Consider the following 14609-nt stretch of genomic DNA (forward strand, 5'->3'; position numbering starts at 1 on the left):
ACCCCCGCCGTGCCTGCGGGGGTGGGCCCGGCGGCCGTCAACTCCCCTCTGCGGTCGGGTCCGTGGCGCCGAGCTGCGGGGCCATGGCGAGCAGCAGCTGGACCGCCGGGGAGGCCGTCCGCGGATTGTGCGCTAGGCCCAGCGTGACCGTCGGCACCGGGCGCGCCATCCGGCGCAGGCTGACGCCGGGTATCCGGAACACCCGCGCCCGGCCCTCCGGGATGGGCGCGATGCCGTGGCCCGCCGCCACCGCCAGCAGCAGTTGCTCGTCGTCCGGCTCCTCGCGGACGATCCGGGGCGGCCGGTCGGGCCAGAGCTGCCCGGTGATCGACGCGTGCATCCCGGGACCGTTCCCGCGCGGCCACAGCACCACCGGTTCGTCCCGGATGCTGCCCCGGTCGAGCCGGCCGCGGCCCCGGGCGAGCGGGTGGCCGCTCGGCACCGCGACCAGCAGTTCCTCCTCCGCGATGACCCGGCAGGCCAGCTCGGGGACATCCAGCGGCGGACGGACGAAGGCCGCGTCCAGCCGCCCGGCGAGCAGCTCGTCGACGTTGTGGGCCGTCCAGCCGGTCTGCAGGGCGACCTCCACCCGGGGGTAACGGCCGCGGAACTCGCCCATCAGGGTGTCCGAGACGCCGCCGCGCGCCGAGCGGGTGTACGCCACCCGCAGGCTGCCCTGCCGCCCCCGGGCCACCGCCGTGATCCGCCGGTCCGCCTCGGCCACCTGGCGCAGCAGCTGCCGGGCCTCCTCGGCGACCGCGCCGCCGATCGGGGTCAAGGTGCAGCCCCTGCTGGTGCGTTCCACCAGCTGCACGCCGAGCTGCCGCTCCAGCGCCTTGATCTGCTGGCTCAGTGCGGGCTGCGCCACCCGCAGTCGGCGGGCGGCCCGGGTGAAGTTCAACTCCTCGGCCAGGACGGAGAAGTAACGCATGCGACGGAGGTCCATCGGCCGATGATAGGCCCGCCGTGCGGGGCCGGTTCCCGGCCTCCGGGCCGTCCACCGGCGGCGATAAGGGCGCCTTATCGGCGGGGGACGCAACCGGTCTTGGACGCCTCCCGGCGTGCCCCGCTTATCTGGAATCCGGCCGCCGCGGCCAGATCGGTCGGCGGGCCGGGAGGAGGGGATCACGGTGGATCTGGACGGGAACGTGGGCGCGCACGGGAACGCGGACGCGGACGTGGTGGTGATCGGCAGCGGGATCATCGGGCTCAGCACGGCCCTGCGCCTCCAGGAGCAGGGCCTGCGGGTCGTGGTGGTGACGGCGGACGGCCTGCTGTCGACGGTCTCGGCCGTGGCGGCCGCCGTCTGGTACCCGGTGGGCGTGGCGGCGGGCGAGCGGGTGGCCGCCTGGTCCGCGGCCACCTACGCCGAACTCGCCCGGCAGGCCCGGGCCGGCGCCCCCGGCGTCGTCCTGCGCGACACCTGGATGCCCGCGCACCGTCGGCAGGAGGACGGCACCCCCTGGTGGGGCGCCGGCGTCCCCGACCTGCGCCGACTGGGGCCGGCCGACCTCGCCCCGGCCTACGCGGACGGCTGGCGGTTCACCGCCCCGACGGTCGAGATGCCGCTCTACCTGCCCTGGCTGCTCGGCCGCTTCCTCGACGGCGGCGGCGAGGTCGTCCACCGGCGGCTCGACACCCTCCACCAGGCCCGCGCCTGGGCGCCCGTGGTCGTCAACGCCTCCGGCCTCGGCGCCCGCGCTCTGTGCGGGGACGACGCGGTGCGGCCGGTGCGCGGACAGCTCGTCCTGGTGCGCAACCCCGGCCTGCGGGCCTCGCTGCGGATCCAGGACGACCCGGCCGGGTACACCTACGTCCATCCGCGCAGCCGCGACGTCGTCCTCGGCGGCACCTTCGAGGAGGGCAGCTGGGACCTCGGCGGCGACCGGGCGACGGCCGAGGCGATCCTCGCCCGGTGCGCGGCGCACGTCCCCGAACTGCGCGGCGCCGAGATCACCGGCTGCCCGGTCGGACTGCGGCCCGACCGCCGGGGCGGGGTGCGGCTGGCGGCCGAGGAGACGGCGGACGGGCTGCGGATCGTGCACAACTACGGGCACGGCGGGGCGGGCGTGACGCTGAGCTGGGGGTGCGCGGACGCGGTGGCGCGGCTGGTGGGAGCCGGTGCGCCAATCCGATGAATCGTCCTGCGGGTGTGGCCATCCATGGCTAGACTCCCGGACCGTCGTGCGGTCGTTCCGTACCGAAATCCATTCCCGCGGAGGAGTCTTGGCCTCGATCACCCTCGACGCCGAGCGCCGCGTCCGCGCCGACGCCGGACGCGTCCGGATCGCCGCCGTGGAGGCGCTGCGCTCGCTCGGCTACCAGGTCACCTCGGAGCAGGCCACCGTGGTGGAGGCCCGGCGCGGCTCGGCCGTCCGCTCCGCGATGCTGCTGCCCGACGAAGTCCCGCTCGCGGTGCGGCTGCAGCTCGCCCCCGTCGACGACCACTCCACCACGGTGTCGGTGCACCTGACCGACCGGTCCGTCTCGGTGGTCGCGCTGGGCGTGCAGAACCCGTACGTGACGGCGTACCAGGGCACGCTGCTTGCCCTCGACCGGGCACTGACCGGCCTGGACCCCGAGGCGGCGGCCGGCTTCCCCCAGCCCCGCTGGTGGGCCAGCGCACCGCAGGCGGAGGCGCTCGCGCGGCACCACCAGACCGGCCAGCGGGTGGTCGGCGGCGTCACCGCCCTGATCAACGACCGGCTGTCCGGCGCCCCCCGGGCCACCGGGCCGTCCCTGTGGGGCGGCGTCCAGGGCGCCGTCTTCCACTCCCGGGAGGGCGTCCTCGCCCTGGACCGGGCGGCCCTGGCCGGCCTGCTGGCGATCCCGGTGATGATGAGCAGCCGACCGGACGGCGTACCGGAACAACTCGCCGCCGAGGTGGCCCGGTTGGCCGTCGCCGTCGAGGGGAGCCTGGCGGCGGTCGGGGTCGGCGTGGTGGACGTGCGGGTCGGCAGCGAACAGCGCCCGGCCTTCGAGTTCCTGTACCGGCAGTACGGCATCCGCTGCCGGCTGCCGGTCCGGACCCTGTGCACCTGCCGGGACTGCCGGCAGACCAAGGTGGTGAACCTGGACCTCCAGCGGGCGCGGGAGCGCAGGCGGCGGCTGAAGATGGTCACGTCCGTGCTGCACGCGGCGCACGGCAAGGACGGCGAGGTCAACGCCTTCCAGCTCTTCGGGGCCTTCTTCCAACACCGCAAGGTCGAACCGGACTTCATCTGCTCGCGCTGCGAGAGCACCGAGGCCGACGAGCACGCGGTGACGTTCTGCCCCGGGTGCGGGGGCATGCGCACGGAGGGGGCGCTGATCACCTGCGGGGAGTGCGGGTACGACTTCGGGGCGCTGGTGGCGGGGCTCACGGTGTGGGGTGTGGCGCCGCCTCCGATGCCGCCGGTTCCGCCGCTTCCGCCGATTCCTTCGGTTCCGCCGGTTCCCCCGCCGCCCGCCGTCCCGCCGATGCCGACCGCTGCCCCGATACCGGCGCCGCCCGCCGCCCCGCCCGGCTTCGGCCCGCCGCCCGGGGACTTCGCCCCGCCGCCACCCCCGACCTGCGGCATCTGCGGCGGCAGCTACCCGGTCCTGTGGTCCGTCCAGGTCCTCGACGGCGTCAACCCCCGGCCGCTCACCGTCTGCCGCACCTCCCCGCAGTGCTCACCGGCCTCGGTGGTCCCCCCGGCGCGGATCCTGGCCTGATCTGTGCAGCTGAACGAAGGGGAGCACATGACGGGAGCGGGGATGAAGGGGATCACCTTCCAGGCGTGGCGGGGGCCGCACTACGTGACCCTGGCCGAAGTGCTGGGCCGGTTGGGCGGTTCCGGCCACGGGCTGCGGTGGCGGGTCGAGTGTGACGAGCGGTGGGACCTCACGGCGGAGCTGGAGCGCCGCTCGGCGGGGGAGGGCATGGACACCCCGACGCTGCTCGCCCTGGTCTCCCCGGCCGTCCAACTGGTCGACGCCGAGGCCACCGGGTTCGCCGGGGGCGAGCCGGTGGTGGTGCTCACGGAGTTCGACAGCTCGCTGTGGGAGGTCCGGGCCGCCGACGAGCGCGTCCTCGCGGAACTGCGGCAGCACTACCCGGACGCCGTGCCGCTCTGATCGGGGGCTGCCCGTGCCTGCGGCAGCGCGGGCACGGGCAGGCCGGTGGCGGGGGACGACGAGGAGGGGCGCCGGTGCGCCGGCGGTGCTGAGAGGGGAGTTCGGGCGATGCCGATGCTGTACGTGGTGGTGTGTGCGGCCGGAGTGGCGGGCGGGGTGGGCGAGTTGGTGGCCGCTGCGCAGGGGCGGGGGTGGGAGGTGGGGGTGGTGGCGACTCCGCTCGCCATGGGGTTCATCGACGTCGGGGCGATCGAGGAGCAGACGGGTTTCCCGATCCGGTCGGCCTGGCGGAAGCCCGGGGAGCCCCGGCCGTTGCCGGATCCGGAGGCGATCGTGGTCGCCCCCGCGACGTTCAACACGATCAACAAGTGGAGCGCCGGGATCTCGGACACGCTGGCGCTGGGCATCCTGTGCGAGTCGTACGGGTGGGGGATCCCGGTGGCGGTGCAGCCGTGCCTGAGTACGGCGCAGGCGGCGCATCCGGCGTACGAGGAGAGCCTGGCGCGGCTGCGGCGGATGGGGGTGCGGGTCGCGGACTTCGTGCCGGGGGCGTACAGCTGGACGCGGGTGCTGGAGCTGCTGGGGGACTGACAGGGTGGCTGGGCGGGCGCCCGGATCCTGGCAGTGTGCGGGTGTTCCGTCGTGATCGGCCCGGAGTAGCGTCCGGGCAGGTCGGCGACGGTGTGGGAGGTTCCGGTGGCAGCGGTCAACGGTGGGGTGTCGTTCTGGTACGCGGCGGGCGGGGTGCCGGAGCCGGGGCCCGCGCTGCCGGGGGACGCCGATGTCGATGTGTGCGTGGTCGGCGGCGGGTACACCGGGCTGTGGACGGCCTACTACCTGAAGAAGGCCGAACCCTCCCTGCGGATCGCCCTGTTGGAGCGCCGCTTCTGCGGTTACGGGGCCTCGGGGCGCAACGGCGGGTGGCTGTACAACGGCTTCGCCGGGCGCGGTGCCTTCGCGAGGAAGTACGGGCGCGCGGGCGCGGTGGCGATGCAGCGGGTGATGGACGCGGCGGTCGGGGAGGTCGTCGAGGTGGCGGCCGCCGAGCGGATCGAGGCGGACGTGGTCCGCGGCGGGGTGCTGGAAGTGGCCCGGAGCGCGCCGCAGTTGGCGCGGTTGAGGGAGTACGTCGAGGCCGAGCGCGGCTACGGCGAGGGCCGGGTGGAGGAGCTCTCCGCGAAGGAGGCGGCGGAGCGGATCGGCGTCACGGACGTCCGGGGCGGGGCCTGGTCCCCGTACGGTGCGCGGATCCAGCCGGCGAAGCTCGTCAGGGGGCTGGCACGGGTGGTGCGGGGCCTGGGCGTCGAGGTGTACGAGGGGACGCCGGTCACGGCGGTCCTTCCCGGCCGGGGGAGCCGTCGCCCGCGCGCCGTGACCCCGTACGGGACGGTCACGGCCGGTCAAGTCCTGCGCGCCACCGAGGGATTCACCGCCGGGCTGCGCGGCGAGCGGCGGACCTGGCTGCCGATGAACTCGGCGATGGTCGCCACCGAGCCGCTGCCCGCCGAGTTCTGGGCGGAGGTCAACTGGCAGGGCCGGGAGGTGCTCGGGGACTTCGCGCACGCCTACATGTACGCCCAGCGGACCGCCGACGACCGGATCGCGCTGGGCGGGCGGGGCGTGCCCTACCGCTTCGGGTCGCGGACGGACTCGGACGGGAGCACCCAGGTGGAGACGGTGCGCCAGCTCCGCGGGATCCTGGACCGGTTCTTCCCGGCCGCCGCGCAGGCCCGGATCGACCACGCCTGGGCGGGCGTGCTGGGCGTCCCCCGGGACTGGTGCGCGACGGTGGACCTGGACCGGTCGAGCGGGCTCGGCTGGGCGGGCGGGTACGTCGGCAGCGGGGTGACCACGACCAACCTGGCCGGCCGCACCCTGTGCGACCTGGTGCTCGGGCGGGACACCGAGCTGACCGGGCTGCCCTGGGTGGGACACACAGTGCGGCGCTGGGAGCCGGAGCCGCTGCGCTGGCTGGGGGTGCGGGCGATGTAAGCCGCGTACCACGCCGCCGACCGGCAGGAGGCGGCCGGGCGGGCCACCACCTCGCCGATCGCCCGGGCGGCGGACCGGGTGTCCGGGCGAATCTGACGGGCCGTTCGGCCGAGGGGTGCGGCTGGGCTGCCGGGAGGCCCGCCGTGCGGCGCGCACCGTGGGGGCGTGCTGAGGAGAACCCTGCCGGCCCTGTGCCTGGCCCTGCTGCTCTGTGCGCCCGCGAGCCGCGCGTACGCCGTGTCCACTGCCTCCGGTACGCCCGCCGAGGAGGTGGCCGTCGTGGACCAGGCGTCCCGCCGCGTCCTCGTCCTGCGGGGGGTCGAGGAGCTGATGGCGTACCAGGGCGTCGACCGTCCGCCCGTCGTGTGGTCCTGGACGGCCGACCGGGCGCCCGAACTCGGCGACCTCGACCCCGAGCAGAGCTGGGACGACCCGGACGAGGTGAAGAGCCGGACCCTGGAGGGCCGCCGCTACCTGCTGACCACCGCCTCCGGCGGGCTCGCCGCCGTCGTCGACACCGCCACCGGCGCCAGCCGCTGGGCGGCGGACCTCGGCGGGGAGGTCAACCCGCACAGCATCGAGCTGCTCCCGGACGGCAACGTCGCGGTCGCCGCGAGCGCCGGCGGGTGGGTGCGGCTGTACGCCGCCTCGCAGGGCTCCCGGGCCACCGCCCATGCGACCTTCCCGCTCCCCGGCGCGCACGGGGTGCACTGGGACGGGCGGACCGGCCTGCTCTGGGTGCTCGGCGACGGCGAGCTGACCGGGCTGCGGGTCGGCGGGACCCCGGACGCGCCGACCCTGACCGCCGTCCGCAGCGCGCCGCTGCCCGACCAGGGCGGCCATGACCTCGCGCCCGTCCTGGGCGCGCCCGGCCGGTTCTGGGTGAGCACCCTGAACGGCCTCTGGCAGTACGACCCCGCCGCCGACGGGTTCACCCCCGTCCATCTGGCCGATCCCGCGGATCCGGCCGCGGATCCGGGCGCAGATCCTGCCGCCGAGCGGGACGTCAAGAGCATCGGCGACGACCCCGCCGGCACCGGTCGGCTGCTGACGGCGGCCCCCGATCACAGCGGCCCGTGCGACTGGTGCACCTCGGTGATCCGGCTGCACCGCCCGGAGGGGACGTGGAAGTTGACCGGCGCGCGGCTGTACAAGGCGCGCTGGTGGAGCTCCTATTAGCAGATTCATGACGCACGGTAGTCGATCTTGCTCGGCGCGTCGGTGATATCACCCGTTCTGCTTACCGCATTCGGCTGACAGGGCATATTGTGTACCCCCGCAAACTACTCCGATGGAAGTCAGTTTCCCGTCGCGGTCCGAAAACCATCTGCGGACCCGCGTCGACTGGGATAGCGTCGAAGGCGTCGGGGGGCCGACACCGATCAGGGTGTATTCGAACGTCAGTTACCGGGCCGTAATGGCTCGAATTGGTCCTGGAGAAAAGCATGAGGAATTCCCCGGAGGAAATCCGGTCGGACGTCATCGACGATCTGCAGCTCGCGGTCGACTCGCTGGCCGCTTTCCCGGCCAGGAATGCGGCCGGAACGGCGGATGTCACCGAACGGCTCGCGGCGGTCGCCGAACTCTGCCGGTCGGTCGACGTGGTGCTCGACAGCCTCGTCGTCCAGGCGGCCGCCGAGGCCGCCGAGGAGGGCTGGACCGCGGCCCGGATGGCCGCCGAACAGTCCGGCTACTACGCCAGGTTGCAGCGGGCGCTGCTGCCCACCGCTGCCGCGGCCGGGCTGACGCAGCAGTGAGCGCGCTGCACCCGGGCGCGCACGTGCTGTCCTGCCCCACCCGGTGGAGCGACGTCGACGAGAACGGGCACATCAACAACGCCCGGCTGGTCGGCTACATCCAGGAGGGGATTTACGACCTGTTCTGCCACCACGCGACCGCCGTACGGGAATCGCTGTTCCCGTCCGGATTCATTATCGCGCGGCACGAGATCGATTACCTGGAGCAGTTGCACCACCGCCCCGAGCCATTGTCGGTGCGGCTGACGGTGGAGCAGCTCGGGCGGAGTTCCGCCCATGTCGAGGTGAATGTCTGCCGCGAGCCGCTCACCTTTATGCGGGCGCGGACCGTGGTGGTCGCCCGGGACCAGGAATCCGGGCGCTCGCGCAAACTGAGCCAGAGCGAGCGGCGCTTTCTGGCGGCGTTTATGTCGGTCTCGGCGTCCGGCGCGGCGTCGGACACGGTGCGTGGCGAGGGTCCGGCCGCCGCTGCCGCCGCCAAGGCGACGGCGCCGGCCCAGCGGGTACCGGCCCGGTCCGGTGGCAGGGTGGGCCTGCCGCGCGGTCCGCGCAGACGGTGCCGCACCTCGGCGGGCTGACCGCCCGCCGACCCGTGGGCCCCCGTGCCGGTGACGGCGCGGGCCGGCGGCGTGATCGACAACGGCGTCGATCCGTCGGTCCGGCCCGATTCCCGGCCCGATTCCCGGCCCCGTTCTCGGCCCGGTTCCCGGCCCCGTTCCCGGCCCCGTTCCCGGCCCTGTCTTCCGCAGCGCCCGACGGCACCCGACGACGGCGTCAGGGTTCCGTTCGGGAGTCCGGCCGCCGCCCGTACCGGCGGGTCCGCCCGGTCCGGACCGCAGTACGCTGAGCAGCACGGGAACCGGTACGTCCCCCGGCGGTCACGGGCTGCGATGAGGCAGCCCCTCCCGGACCATCGGCCGCCGGCCCGGCCCGGTCCCGCCGACCGGAAGGAGGACGCGATGACCATCTCCTGGGAGGACTTCCTCGCGCGCGTCGTGGAGCGCGGCGAGTACCGGGGCGAGGCGGAGGCGGACCACGCCGTCCGGGTCGTGCTCGGCCTGCTGGGCGAGCACCTGGTGGGCGCGGAGCGCAGCGAGCTCGCGGACGCGCTGCCCGGCACGTACGCCTCGCTGCTCCGGGACGCCCGGCCCGCCGCCGAGCCGCTGACCGCCGAGCGCTTCGTGGAGGCCGTGGTGGGCTGGATCGGTGGGGCGACCACGGCGACGGTGCCGTGGGACATCGGGGCGGTGCTCAGCACGATGGCCGACCTCGTCCCGGGGGAACTGGTCGACCGGGTGATCGAGCAGCTGCCGGACGGCTACGACCTGCTCTTCGGGCACCCGTTGCCCGCCTGAGCACGTCCTCCCGGCGGGAATCGCCGGTCTCTAACGGCCTGTGGTGGCCCGGAACAGCTCAGCGCCCGGACCGGTCAGCTCGACCGGTCCGGCGCCCGGGCGCAGGTAGGCGGCGGCGCCCCGGGGCAGGTCGAGGCCGGGGTGTCCGGGGGCGTGCAGCCGGGCCCGGCCCGCGGTGCAGAGCAGGATCTGCGGCGTGGGCAGCTCGACGCGGACGGGAACGGCCGACGGGTGCAGCCGGGAGAGCCGGAACTCCCCTGCCGGGGAGGGGAATTCGGCTTCGACGGCGTTCAGCGGGCGGGCGTCGAGGAGGACGGGCCCGGCGGCCCGGAAGTCGGTGACGGCCAGCAGGCCGGCCGCGTCGACGTGCTTGCCGGTGAGCCCGCAGCGCAGCACGTTGTCCGAGTTGGCCATCAACTCGACGCCCACGCCCCGGAGATAGGCGTGCGGCACCCCGGCGGCCAGGTACAGCGCCTGTCCGGCGCCGAGTCGGACGTGGTTGAGCAGCAGCGCGGCGAGCAGCCCCCGGTCCCCGGGGTACTCGTCGGCGAGGCGGGCGTACGCGGCGAACGCCTCGGCGTACGGGCCGTCGGCGGTGGCGGACGCGGTCGCGGTGCGACCCAGGGCCGCCGTGACCTCGGCGAGTTCGGGCTCCCCGGCGGCCAGGGCCCGGCGCAGCAGCGCGGGCAGCGCCTCGGCGGCGGGCCGCTCGCGCAGGGCGGCCGCCCAGGGGGCGAGCACGCCGAGGGCGTCCAGCAGCCGGGCGGTGGCGGCCGGCGGCCGGAAGCCGCAGAGGGCCTCGAAGTCGCCCAGTGAGCACAGTAGTTCGGGCTTGTGGGAGCGGTCCTTGTACACCCGTTCCGGGGCGTCCGCCGGGACGCCCCGGAGCTGTTCGGCGGCGTACCCGGCCGCGGCCTGGGCGCGGCTCGGGTGGACTTGCAGGGAGAGCGCCCGGTCGGCGGCCAACACCTTGAACAGGAACGGCAGTTCCGGGCCGAACCGGCGTACGGTGGCCGGCCCGAGCAGGCCGTCCGGGTCGGCGGCGATCAGGGCGTCGAGCGGTCGGCCGCCCGCCCGGGAGGGCGCCGAGGGGTGGGCGCCCATCCACAGTTCGGCCTGCGGGGTGCCGTCCGGCGGGGTGCCGGTGAGGGCGGGGACGGCGGTGCGGGAGCCCCAGGGGTAGCGGCGGACCGGGTTGTCGAGCAGGGCGTAGGGGGGCATGCCGGGGGTCTCCCGAGGGGCGGTCAGCGGCAGATCGCCGCCGCGCCGATCAGCCCGGCGTCGGTGCCGAGTTCGGCGCGGCGCACGTCCAGTCCGCGGATGTAGGACAGGGCGGCGTAGCGGTCCAGGTGGCGGGCGAGCGGGGCGAAGAGCACCTCCCCGGCGGTGGCGACGCCGCCGCCGACCACCACCCGGTGCAGGTCGACCAGGGCGGCGGTGGCCGCGATCCCGGCGGCCAGCGCCTGGGCGGCCCGGTCGAAGGAGGCCAGCGCGAGCGGGTCGCCCGCGGCGGCGGAGGCGGCCACGGCGCGGGCCGTGGTGTCCGCGCCGGGCGGCCGCCAGCCGTCGGCGAGGGCCCGGCGGGCGATCGCGGTGCCGCTGGCCAGGCCCTCCAGGCAGCCGCGGGAGCCGCACGGGCAGGGCTCGCCGTCGAGGTCGACGGTGATGTGGCCGAGGTGCCCGGCGTTGCCGCTGGGGCCGGGGCGGACGGCGCCGTCCAGCACCAGTCCGGCGCCGACGCCGGTGGACACCACCAGGCAGAGCGCGTTGTCGGCGCCCCGGGCGGCGCCCTGCCAGTGCTCGGCGGCGGCCATCGCGACGCCGTCCCCGGCGAGGTGGACGGGCAGCGTGCGGGCGGCCACCGCCGGGTGCGCGGCCACCTCGGCGACCAGCGGGAAGCCGCGCCAGCCGGGGATGTTGACCGGGCTGACGGTGCCGTCGACGAGGTCGACCGGTCCGGCGCTGCCGACGCCGACGGCCGTCACGGCGGCCCAGTCGGGCGTGCCCGCGAGCTGGTCCAGCACCTTGTGCACCACGGCGAGCACGGCCGGGCCCGGCTCCCGGGCGGGGGTGGGCAGCTGGAGCCGGTGCCGCAGCCGTCCGTCGCCGTCGACCAGCGCCCCGGCGATCTTGGTGCCGCCGATGTCGAGGGCGGCGAACAGCGGGGTGGGCGGCATGGCGGGCTCCAGGGGGTCGGCGGCGCCCCGGCCGGGCGGGGCCGGGGCGCTCCCACGGTAGCGGGACGGTCGGTGCGCGGGTCGGTTGGTCAGCGGGACGGTTGGTGCGGGGGCCAGCGGGTCAGCGGGCGGCGCTGAGCCGCAGGGTGACCAGTTCGAACGGCCGCAGGGCCAGCCGCACCGCGCCGTCCTCGACCGCGACCTCGCCGCGGGTGCCGTCCCAGGGCCGTTCCAGCAGGTCGCAGGGGACGGCGCCGGCCAGCGGGAAGGAGGTGGTGAGCCGGCCCCGGGCGCGGCCGCCGCCGGCCTCGTAGACCCGGACGACCAGGTCGCCGCTGCGGTCGTCGGCGAGCTTGACGGCGCTGACCACCAGGGCGTCGTGGTCCACCTCGACCAGCGGCGCGACCCGCTCGGCGCTGCCGGTGACCCGCCGCTCGGGCAGGCCGATCCGGTAGCCCTCGCGGACGGCGTCGCCGATGGCCGCGCCGGGCACCAGCGCGTGCCGGAAGCGGTGCCGGCCCTGGTCGGTCTTCGGGTCGGGGAAGCGCGGGGCGCGCAGCAGCGAGAAGCGGACCGTGGTGGTGGTGCCGCCGTCCTCCGGGCGCACGGTGCGGGTGACGTCGTGGCCGTAGGTGGAGGCGGTCACCAGGGCCACGCCCCAGCCCGGCTCGTCCAGGTGGACGAAGCGGTGGTTGCAGGCCTCGAACTTGGCGGCGTCCCAGCTGGTGTTGGTGTGGGTGGGCCGGTAGAGGTGGCCGAACTGGGTCTCGGCGGCGTAGCGCTCGGTGTGGACGTCCAGCGGGAAGGCCGCCTTGAGGAACTTCTCGGTCTCGTGCCAGTCGACTTCGGTGTCGAGGTCGAGCCGCTGCTCGCCGGCGCGCAGGGTGAGGGTCTGGACGACGGTCGAGGAGCCGAAGGAGCGCTCGATCCGGACGCTCGCCCGGTCGCCGGTGGCCGTGGCGGTGAGGGAGTCGACAGCGGTCAGGTCGGTGACGGTGTTGCGGTAGAACCGGTCCACGTCCCAGGCGTCCCACATGTTGGGGAAGTCGGGGTGCAGTTGGAGCAGGTTGGCGCGGCTGCCGGGGGCGACGGTCTCCCGGCCGCTGGACCGCTCGACCACCGAGGTGATCAGCCCGTCGGCGTCGACCACCACCTCCAGCAGGCCGTTGCCCAGGGTGAACCCGCCTCCGGGCCGCTCGACCACCGTGCAGGGCGCACCGGCGGTGACGGCGACGGCGGCGCCGCCCGCCGGGACGGCCGAACGGGCGTGGGGAGCCGCGTTGAACACCAACTCCCTTCCACCGTCCGCCGATCCGGCCAGCGCCTGCTGGGCGGCGCCGATCAGCCCCTCCAGCTCCTGCGCCACCGCCGCGTAGGTGGCCTCGGCCTCGCGGTGCACCCAGGCGATCGAGGAGCCAGGCAGGATGTCGTGGAACTGGTGCAGCAGCACGGTCTTCCAGATCCGGTCCAGCTGCTCGTACGGGTACTCGTAAGACTCCTCGGTACCGGCGCCCGAGGCGTCTGCACTCTCGGCGCCGGTGCGCAACGCGGCCGTGGCGCACCAGAGTTCGGCCTCGCGCAGCAGGTTCTCGCTGCGCCGGTTGCCCTGCTTGGTCTTCGCCTGGCTGGTCAGGGTGGCCCGGTGCAGCTCCAGGTAGAGCTCGCCGACCCAGACCGGCGGGTCGGGGTACTCGGCCTCGGCCTTGGTGAAGAACTCGGCGGGGTTCTCCCAGCGGACGGTGGCCGAGCCCTCCAAGTCCCGCAGCCGGGCGGCCTTGGCGACCATCTCGCGGGTCGTCCCGCCGCCGCCGTCGCCCCAGCCGGTCGGGGCGATCGAGTGCCGGGCCACCCCCTTGTCCTTGAAGTTGCGGGCCGCGTGGGCGATTTCGCTGCCCTTCATGGAGCAGTTGTAGGTGTCCACGGGCGGGAAGTGGGTGAAGATGCGCGTCCCGTCGATGCCCTCCCAGAGGAAGGTGTGGTGCGGGAACCTGTTGACCTGGCTCCAGGAGATCTTCTGGGTCAGCAGCCACTTGGAGCCGGCGTTGCGGATGATCTGCGGCAGGCCGCCGGTGAAGCCGAAGGTGTCCGGCAGCCAGGCCTCGCGGTTCTCGACCCCGAACTCCTTCAGGAAGAACCGCTTGCCGTGCACGAACTGACGGGCCATCGCCTCCGAGCTCGGCATGTTGGTGTCGGACTCCACCCACATGCCGCCGGCCGGCACGAACCGGCCCTCGGCGACCGCCTTGCGCACCCGGGCGTACACCTCCGGGCGGTGCTCCTTGATCCAGGCGTACTGCTGCGCCTGGGACATGGTGTAGCGGAACTCCGGCTCGTCCTCGAGCAGGGCGGTCATGTTGGCGGTGGTGCGGGCCACCTTGCGCACCGTCTCGCGCAGCGGCCACAGCCAGGCCGAGTCGATGTGGGCGTGGCCGATCGCGCTGATCCGGTGCGCGGACGCCGCGGCGGGTGCGGCCAGTACCGCGGTCAGCTCCGAACGGGCCGCGGCGGCCGTGCCGTTGACGTCCTGGAGGTCGATCGCGTCCAGGGCGCGCTCGACCGCGCGCAGCACCTCCCAGCGCCGGGCGCCGTCCACCGGCAGCTCGGCCATCAGCTCGCCGAGCACCTCCAGGTCCAGCGAGAGCTGCCAGACGGTGTCGTCGAAGACCGCGAGGTCCATCCGGGCGAGCCTGTACTGCGGCCGGTCGCCGGCCGTCTCCTTGTCGCCCAACTCGGTGGGCAGGAAGGGGTGGTAGTCCAGGATGACCGGGTTGGCGGCGGCCTCGACGTGCAGCAGCACCTGCTCCCCGCCGGCCGCCGGGGCGGCGATCCGCACCCACTGGTTGCGCGGGTTGAGGCCCTTCACCGGGCTGCCGTCCGGGCGGTAGACCAGGCCCTCGCACTGGAAGCCGGGCATGTTGGCGTCGAAGCCGAGGTCGATCAGCGCCTCGACCGTCCGCCCGGCCCAGGCCTGCGGCACCGTGCCGGACACCGTCAGCCAGCTGGTGCCCCACGGCGCGCCCCAGGCGTCGCCGACGGCGATCGGGGTGCGCGGCGCGGCCAGCCCCTCGGCGACCGGGACGGGCTCGCCGGGGGCGGTCCAGATGCCGACCTCCAGCGGGACGGACTCGGGGTACACGGCCGGGAGGATGCGCTCCTCCAGGACGCGCTTGAGGCGGGACTCGACGAGGGTGCGGTCATCGTGCATGTCGGCAGGCTCCGTTGCGTGCGGC

At 75.0% G+C, this 14609-nt stretch carries 12 protein-coding genes and 1 pseudogene; 9 read left to right on the forward strand and 4 right to left on the reverse strand.

Annotated features, from left to right (window positions below; all coding sequences use genetic code 11):
* Positions 1–37: 37 nt before the first annotated feature.
* Positions 38–946, reverse strand: a complete 909-nt coding sequence (locus tag ACFVXG_RS42590) for a LysR family transcriptional regulator (protein WP_387935879.1) — start codon at positions 944–946, stop codon at positions 38–40.
* A 184-nt stretch (positions 947–1130) separates the two neighbouring features.
* Between ACFVXG_RS42590 and ACFVXG_RS42595 the strand changes: the two genes are divergently transcribed.
* The 9 genes and pseudogenes from ACFVXG_RS42595 to ACFVXG_RS42635 all read left to right on the forward strand — a co-directional run bounded on the left by ACFVXG_RS42595 (position 1131) and on the right by ACFVXG_RS42635 (position 9202).
* The gene (locus tag ACFVXG_RS42595) at positions 1131–2138 is read left to right on the forward strand and encodes an FAD-dependent oxidoreductase (protein ID WP_387935880.1); all 1008 of its coding nucleotides are present in this window, start codon (positions 1131–1133) and stop codon (positions 2136–2138) included.
* A gap of 88 nt (positions 2139–2226) precedes the next feature.
* On the forward strand, positions 2227–3696 hold the full coding sequence (locus tag ACFVXG_RS42600; RefSeq protein WP_387935881.1) for a hypothetical protein: 1470 nt from the start codon (positions 2227–2229) through the stop codon (positions 3694–3696).
* Positions 3697–3738: 42 nt separating this feature from the next.
* Positions 3739–4098: a hypothetical protein gene (locus ACFVXG_RS42605; RefSeq protein WP_387935882.1), complete on the forward strand. Its 360-nt coding sequence runs from the start codon at positions 3739–3741 to the stop codon at positions 4096–4098.
* 108 nt (positions 4099–4206) lie between these two features.
* Positions 4207–4689 carry a flavoprotein gene (locus ACFVXG_RS42610; RefSeq protein WP_387935883.1) on the forward strand — a complete coding sequence of 161 codons (483 nt, stop codon included), beginning with the start codon at positions 4207–4209 and terminating at the stop codon, positions 4687–4689.
* A gap of 105 nt (positions 4690–4794) precedes the next feature.
* Positions 4795–6186: pseudogene (locus ACFVXG_RS42615) on the forward strand (NAD(P)/FAD-dependent oxidoreductase).
* A 69-nt stretch (positions 6187–6255) separates the two neighbouring features.
* Entirely contained in the window at positions 6256–7269 is a 1014-nt protein-coding gene (locus ACFVXG_RS42620) for a DUF6528 family protein (protein ID WP_387935884.1), read from the forward strand.
* Between the two features lie 266 nt (positions 7270–7535).
* Positions 7536–7847: a hypothetical protein gene (locus tag ACFVXG_RS42625; protein ID WP_350503116.1), complete on the forward strand. Its 312-nt coding sequence runs from the start codon at positions 7536–7538 to the stop codon at positions 7845–7847.
* Positions 7844–8425, forward strand: a complete 582-nt coding sequence (locus tag ACFVXG_RS42630) for an acyl-CoA thioesterase (protein ID WP_387935885.1) — start codon at positions 7844–7846, stop codon at positions 8423–8425. The genes ACFVXG_RS42625 and ACFVXG_RS42630 overlap by 4 nt, the downstream gene beginning before the upstream one ends.
* 381 nt (positions 8426–8806) lie before the next feature.
* Complete coding sequence (locus tag ACFVXG_RS42635; protein WP_387935886.1) at positions 8807–9202, forward strand: DUF2267 domain-containing protein; 396 nt, start codon at positions 8807–8809, stop codon at positions 9200–9202.
* 30 nt (positions 9203–9232) lie between these two features.
* Here the strand turns inward: ACFVXG_RS42635 and manA are convergent, their stop codons facing one another.
* The 3 genes from manA to ACFVXG_RS42650 all read right to left on the reverse strand — a co-directional run bounded on the left by manA (position 9233) and on the right by ACFVXG_RS42650 (position 14584).
* The gene (gene manA / locus ACFVXG_RS42640; RefSeq protein ID WP_387935887.1) at positions 9233–10423 is read right to left on the reverse strand and encodes a mannose-6-phosphate isomerase, class I; all 1191 of its coding nucleotides are present in this window, start codon (positions 10421–10423) and stop codon (positions 9233–9235) included.
* A gap of 23 nt (positions 10424–10446) precedes the next feature.
* Entirely contained in the window at positions 10447–11379 is a 933-nt protein-coding gene (locus ACFVXG_RS42645) for an ROK family protein (RefSeq protein WP_387935888.1), read from the reverse strand.
* A gap of 121 nt (positions 11380–11500) precedes the next feature.
* Positions 11501–14584, reverse strand: a complete 3084-nt coding sequence (locus ACFVXG_RS42650; protein ID WP_387935889.1) for an alpha-mannosidase — start codon at positions 14582–14584, stop codon at positions 11501–11503.
* Positions 14585–14609: the final 25 nt, after the last annotated feature.

It is taken from the genome of Kitasatospora sp. NPDC058162 (assembly GCF_042884005.1).
Classification (GTDB): Bacteria; Actinomycetota; Actinomycetes; order Streptomycetales; family Streptomycetaceae; genus Kitasatospora.

What these genes read in the sequence shown, in the direction of transcription:
- ACFVXG_RS42610 (WP_387935883.1), top strand. Translation starts at nt 4,207, where the DNA reads ATGCCGATGCTGTACGTGGTGGTGTGTGCGGCCGGAGTGGCGGGCGGG.
- ACFVXG_RS42650 (WP_387935889.1), bottom strand. Translation starts at nt 14,584, where the DNA reads ATGCACGATGACCGCACCCTCGTCGAGTCCCGCCTCAAGCGCGTCCTG.
- ACFVXG_RS42635 (WP_387935886.1), top strand. Translation starts at nt 8,807, where the DNA reads ATGACCATCTCCTGGGAGGACTTCCTCGCGCGCGTCGTGGAGCGCGGC.
- ACFVXG_RS42645 (WP_387935888.1), bottom strand. Translation starts at nt 11,379, where the DNA reads ATGCCGCCCACCCCGCTGTTCGCCGCCCTCGACATCGGCGGCACCAAG.
- manA (WP_387935887.1), bottom strand. Translation starts at nt 10,423, where the DNA reads ATGCCCCCCTACGCCCTGCTCGACAACCCGGTCCGCCGCTACCCCTGG.
- ACFVXG_RS42605 (WP_387935882.1), top strand. Translation starts at nt 3,739, where the DNA reads ATGAAGGGGATCACCTTCCAGGCGTGGCGGGGGCCGCACTACGTGACC.
- ACFVXG_RS42590 (WP_387935879.1), bottom strand. Translation starts at nt 946, where the DNA reads ATGGACCTCCGTCGCATGCGTTACTTCTCCGTCCTGGCCGAGGAGTTG.
- ACFVXG_RS42625 (WP_350503116.1), top strand. Translation starts at nt 7,536, where the DNA reads ATGAGGAATTCCCCGGAGGAAATCCGGTCGGACGTCATCGACGATCTG.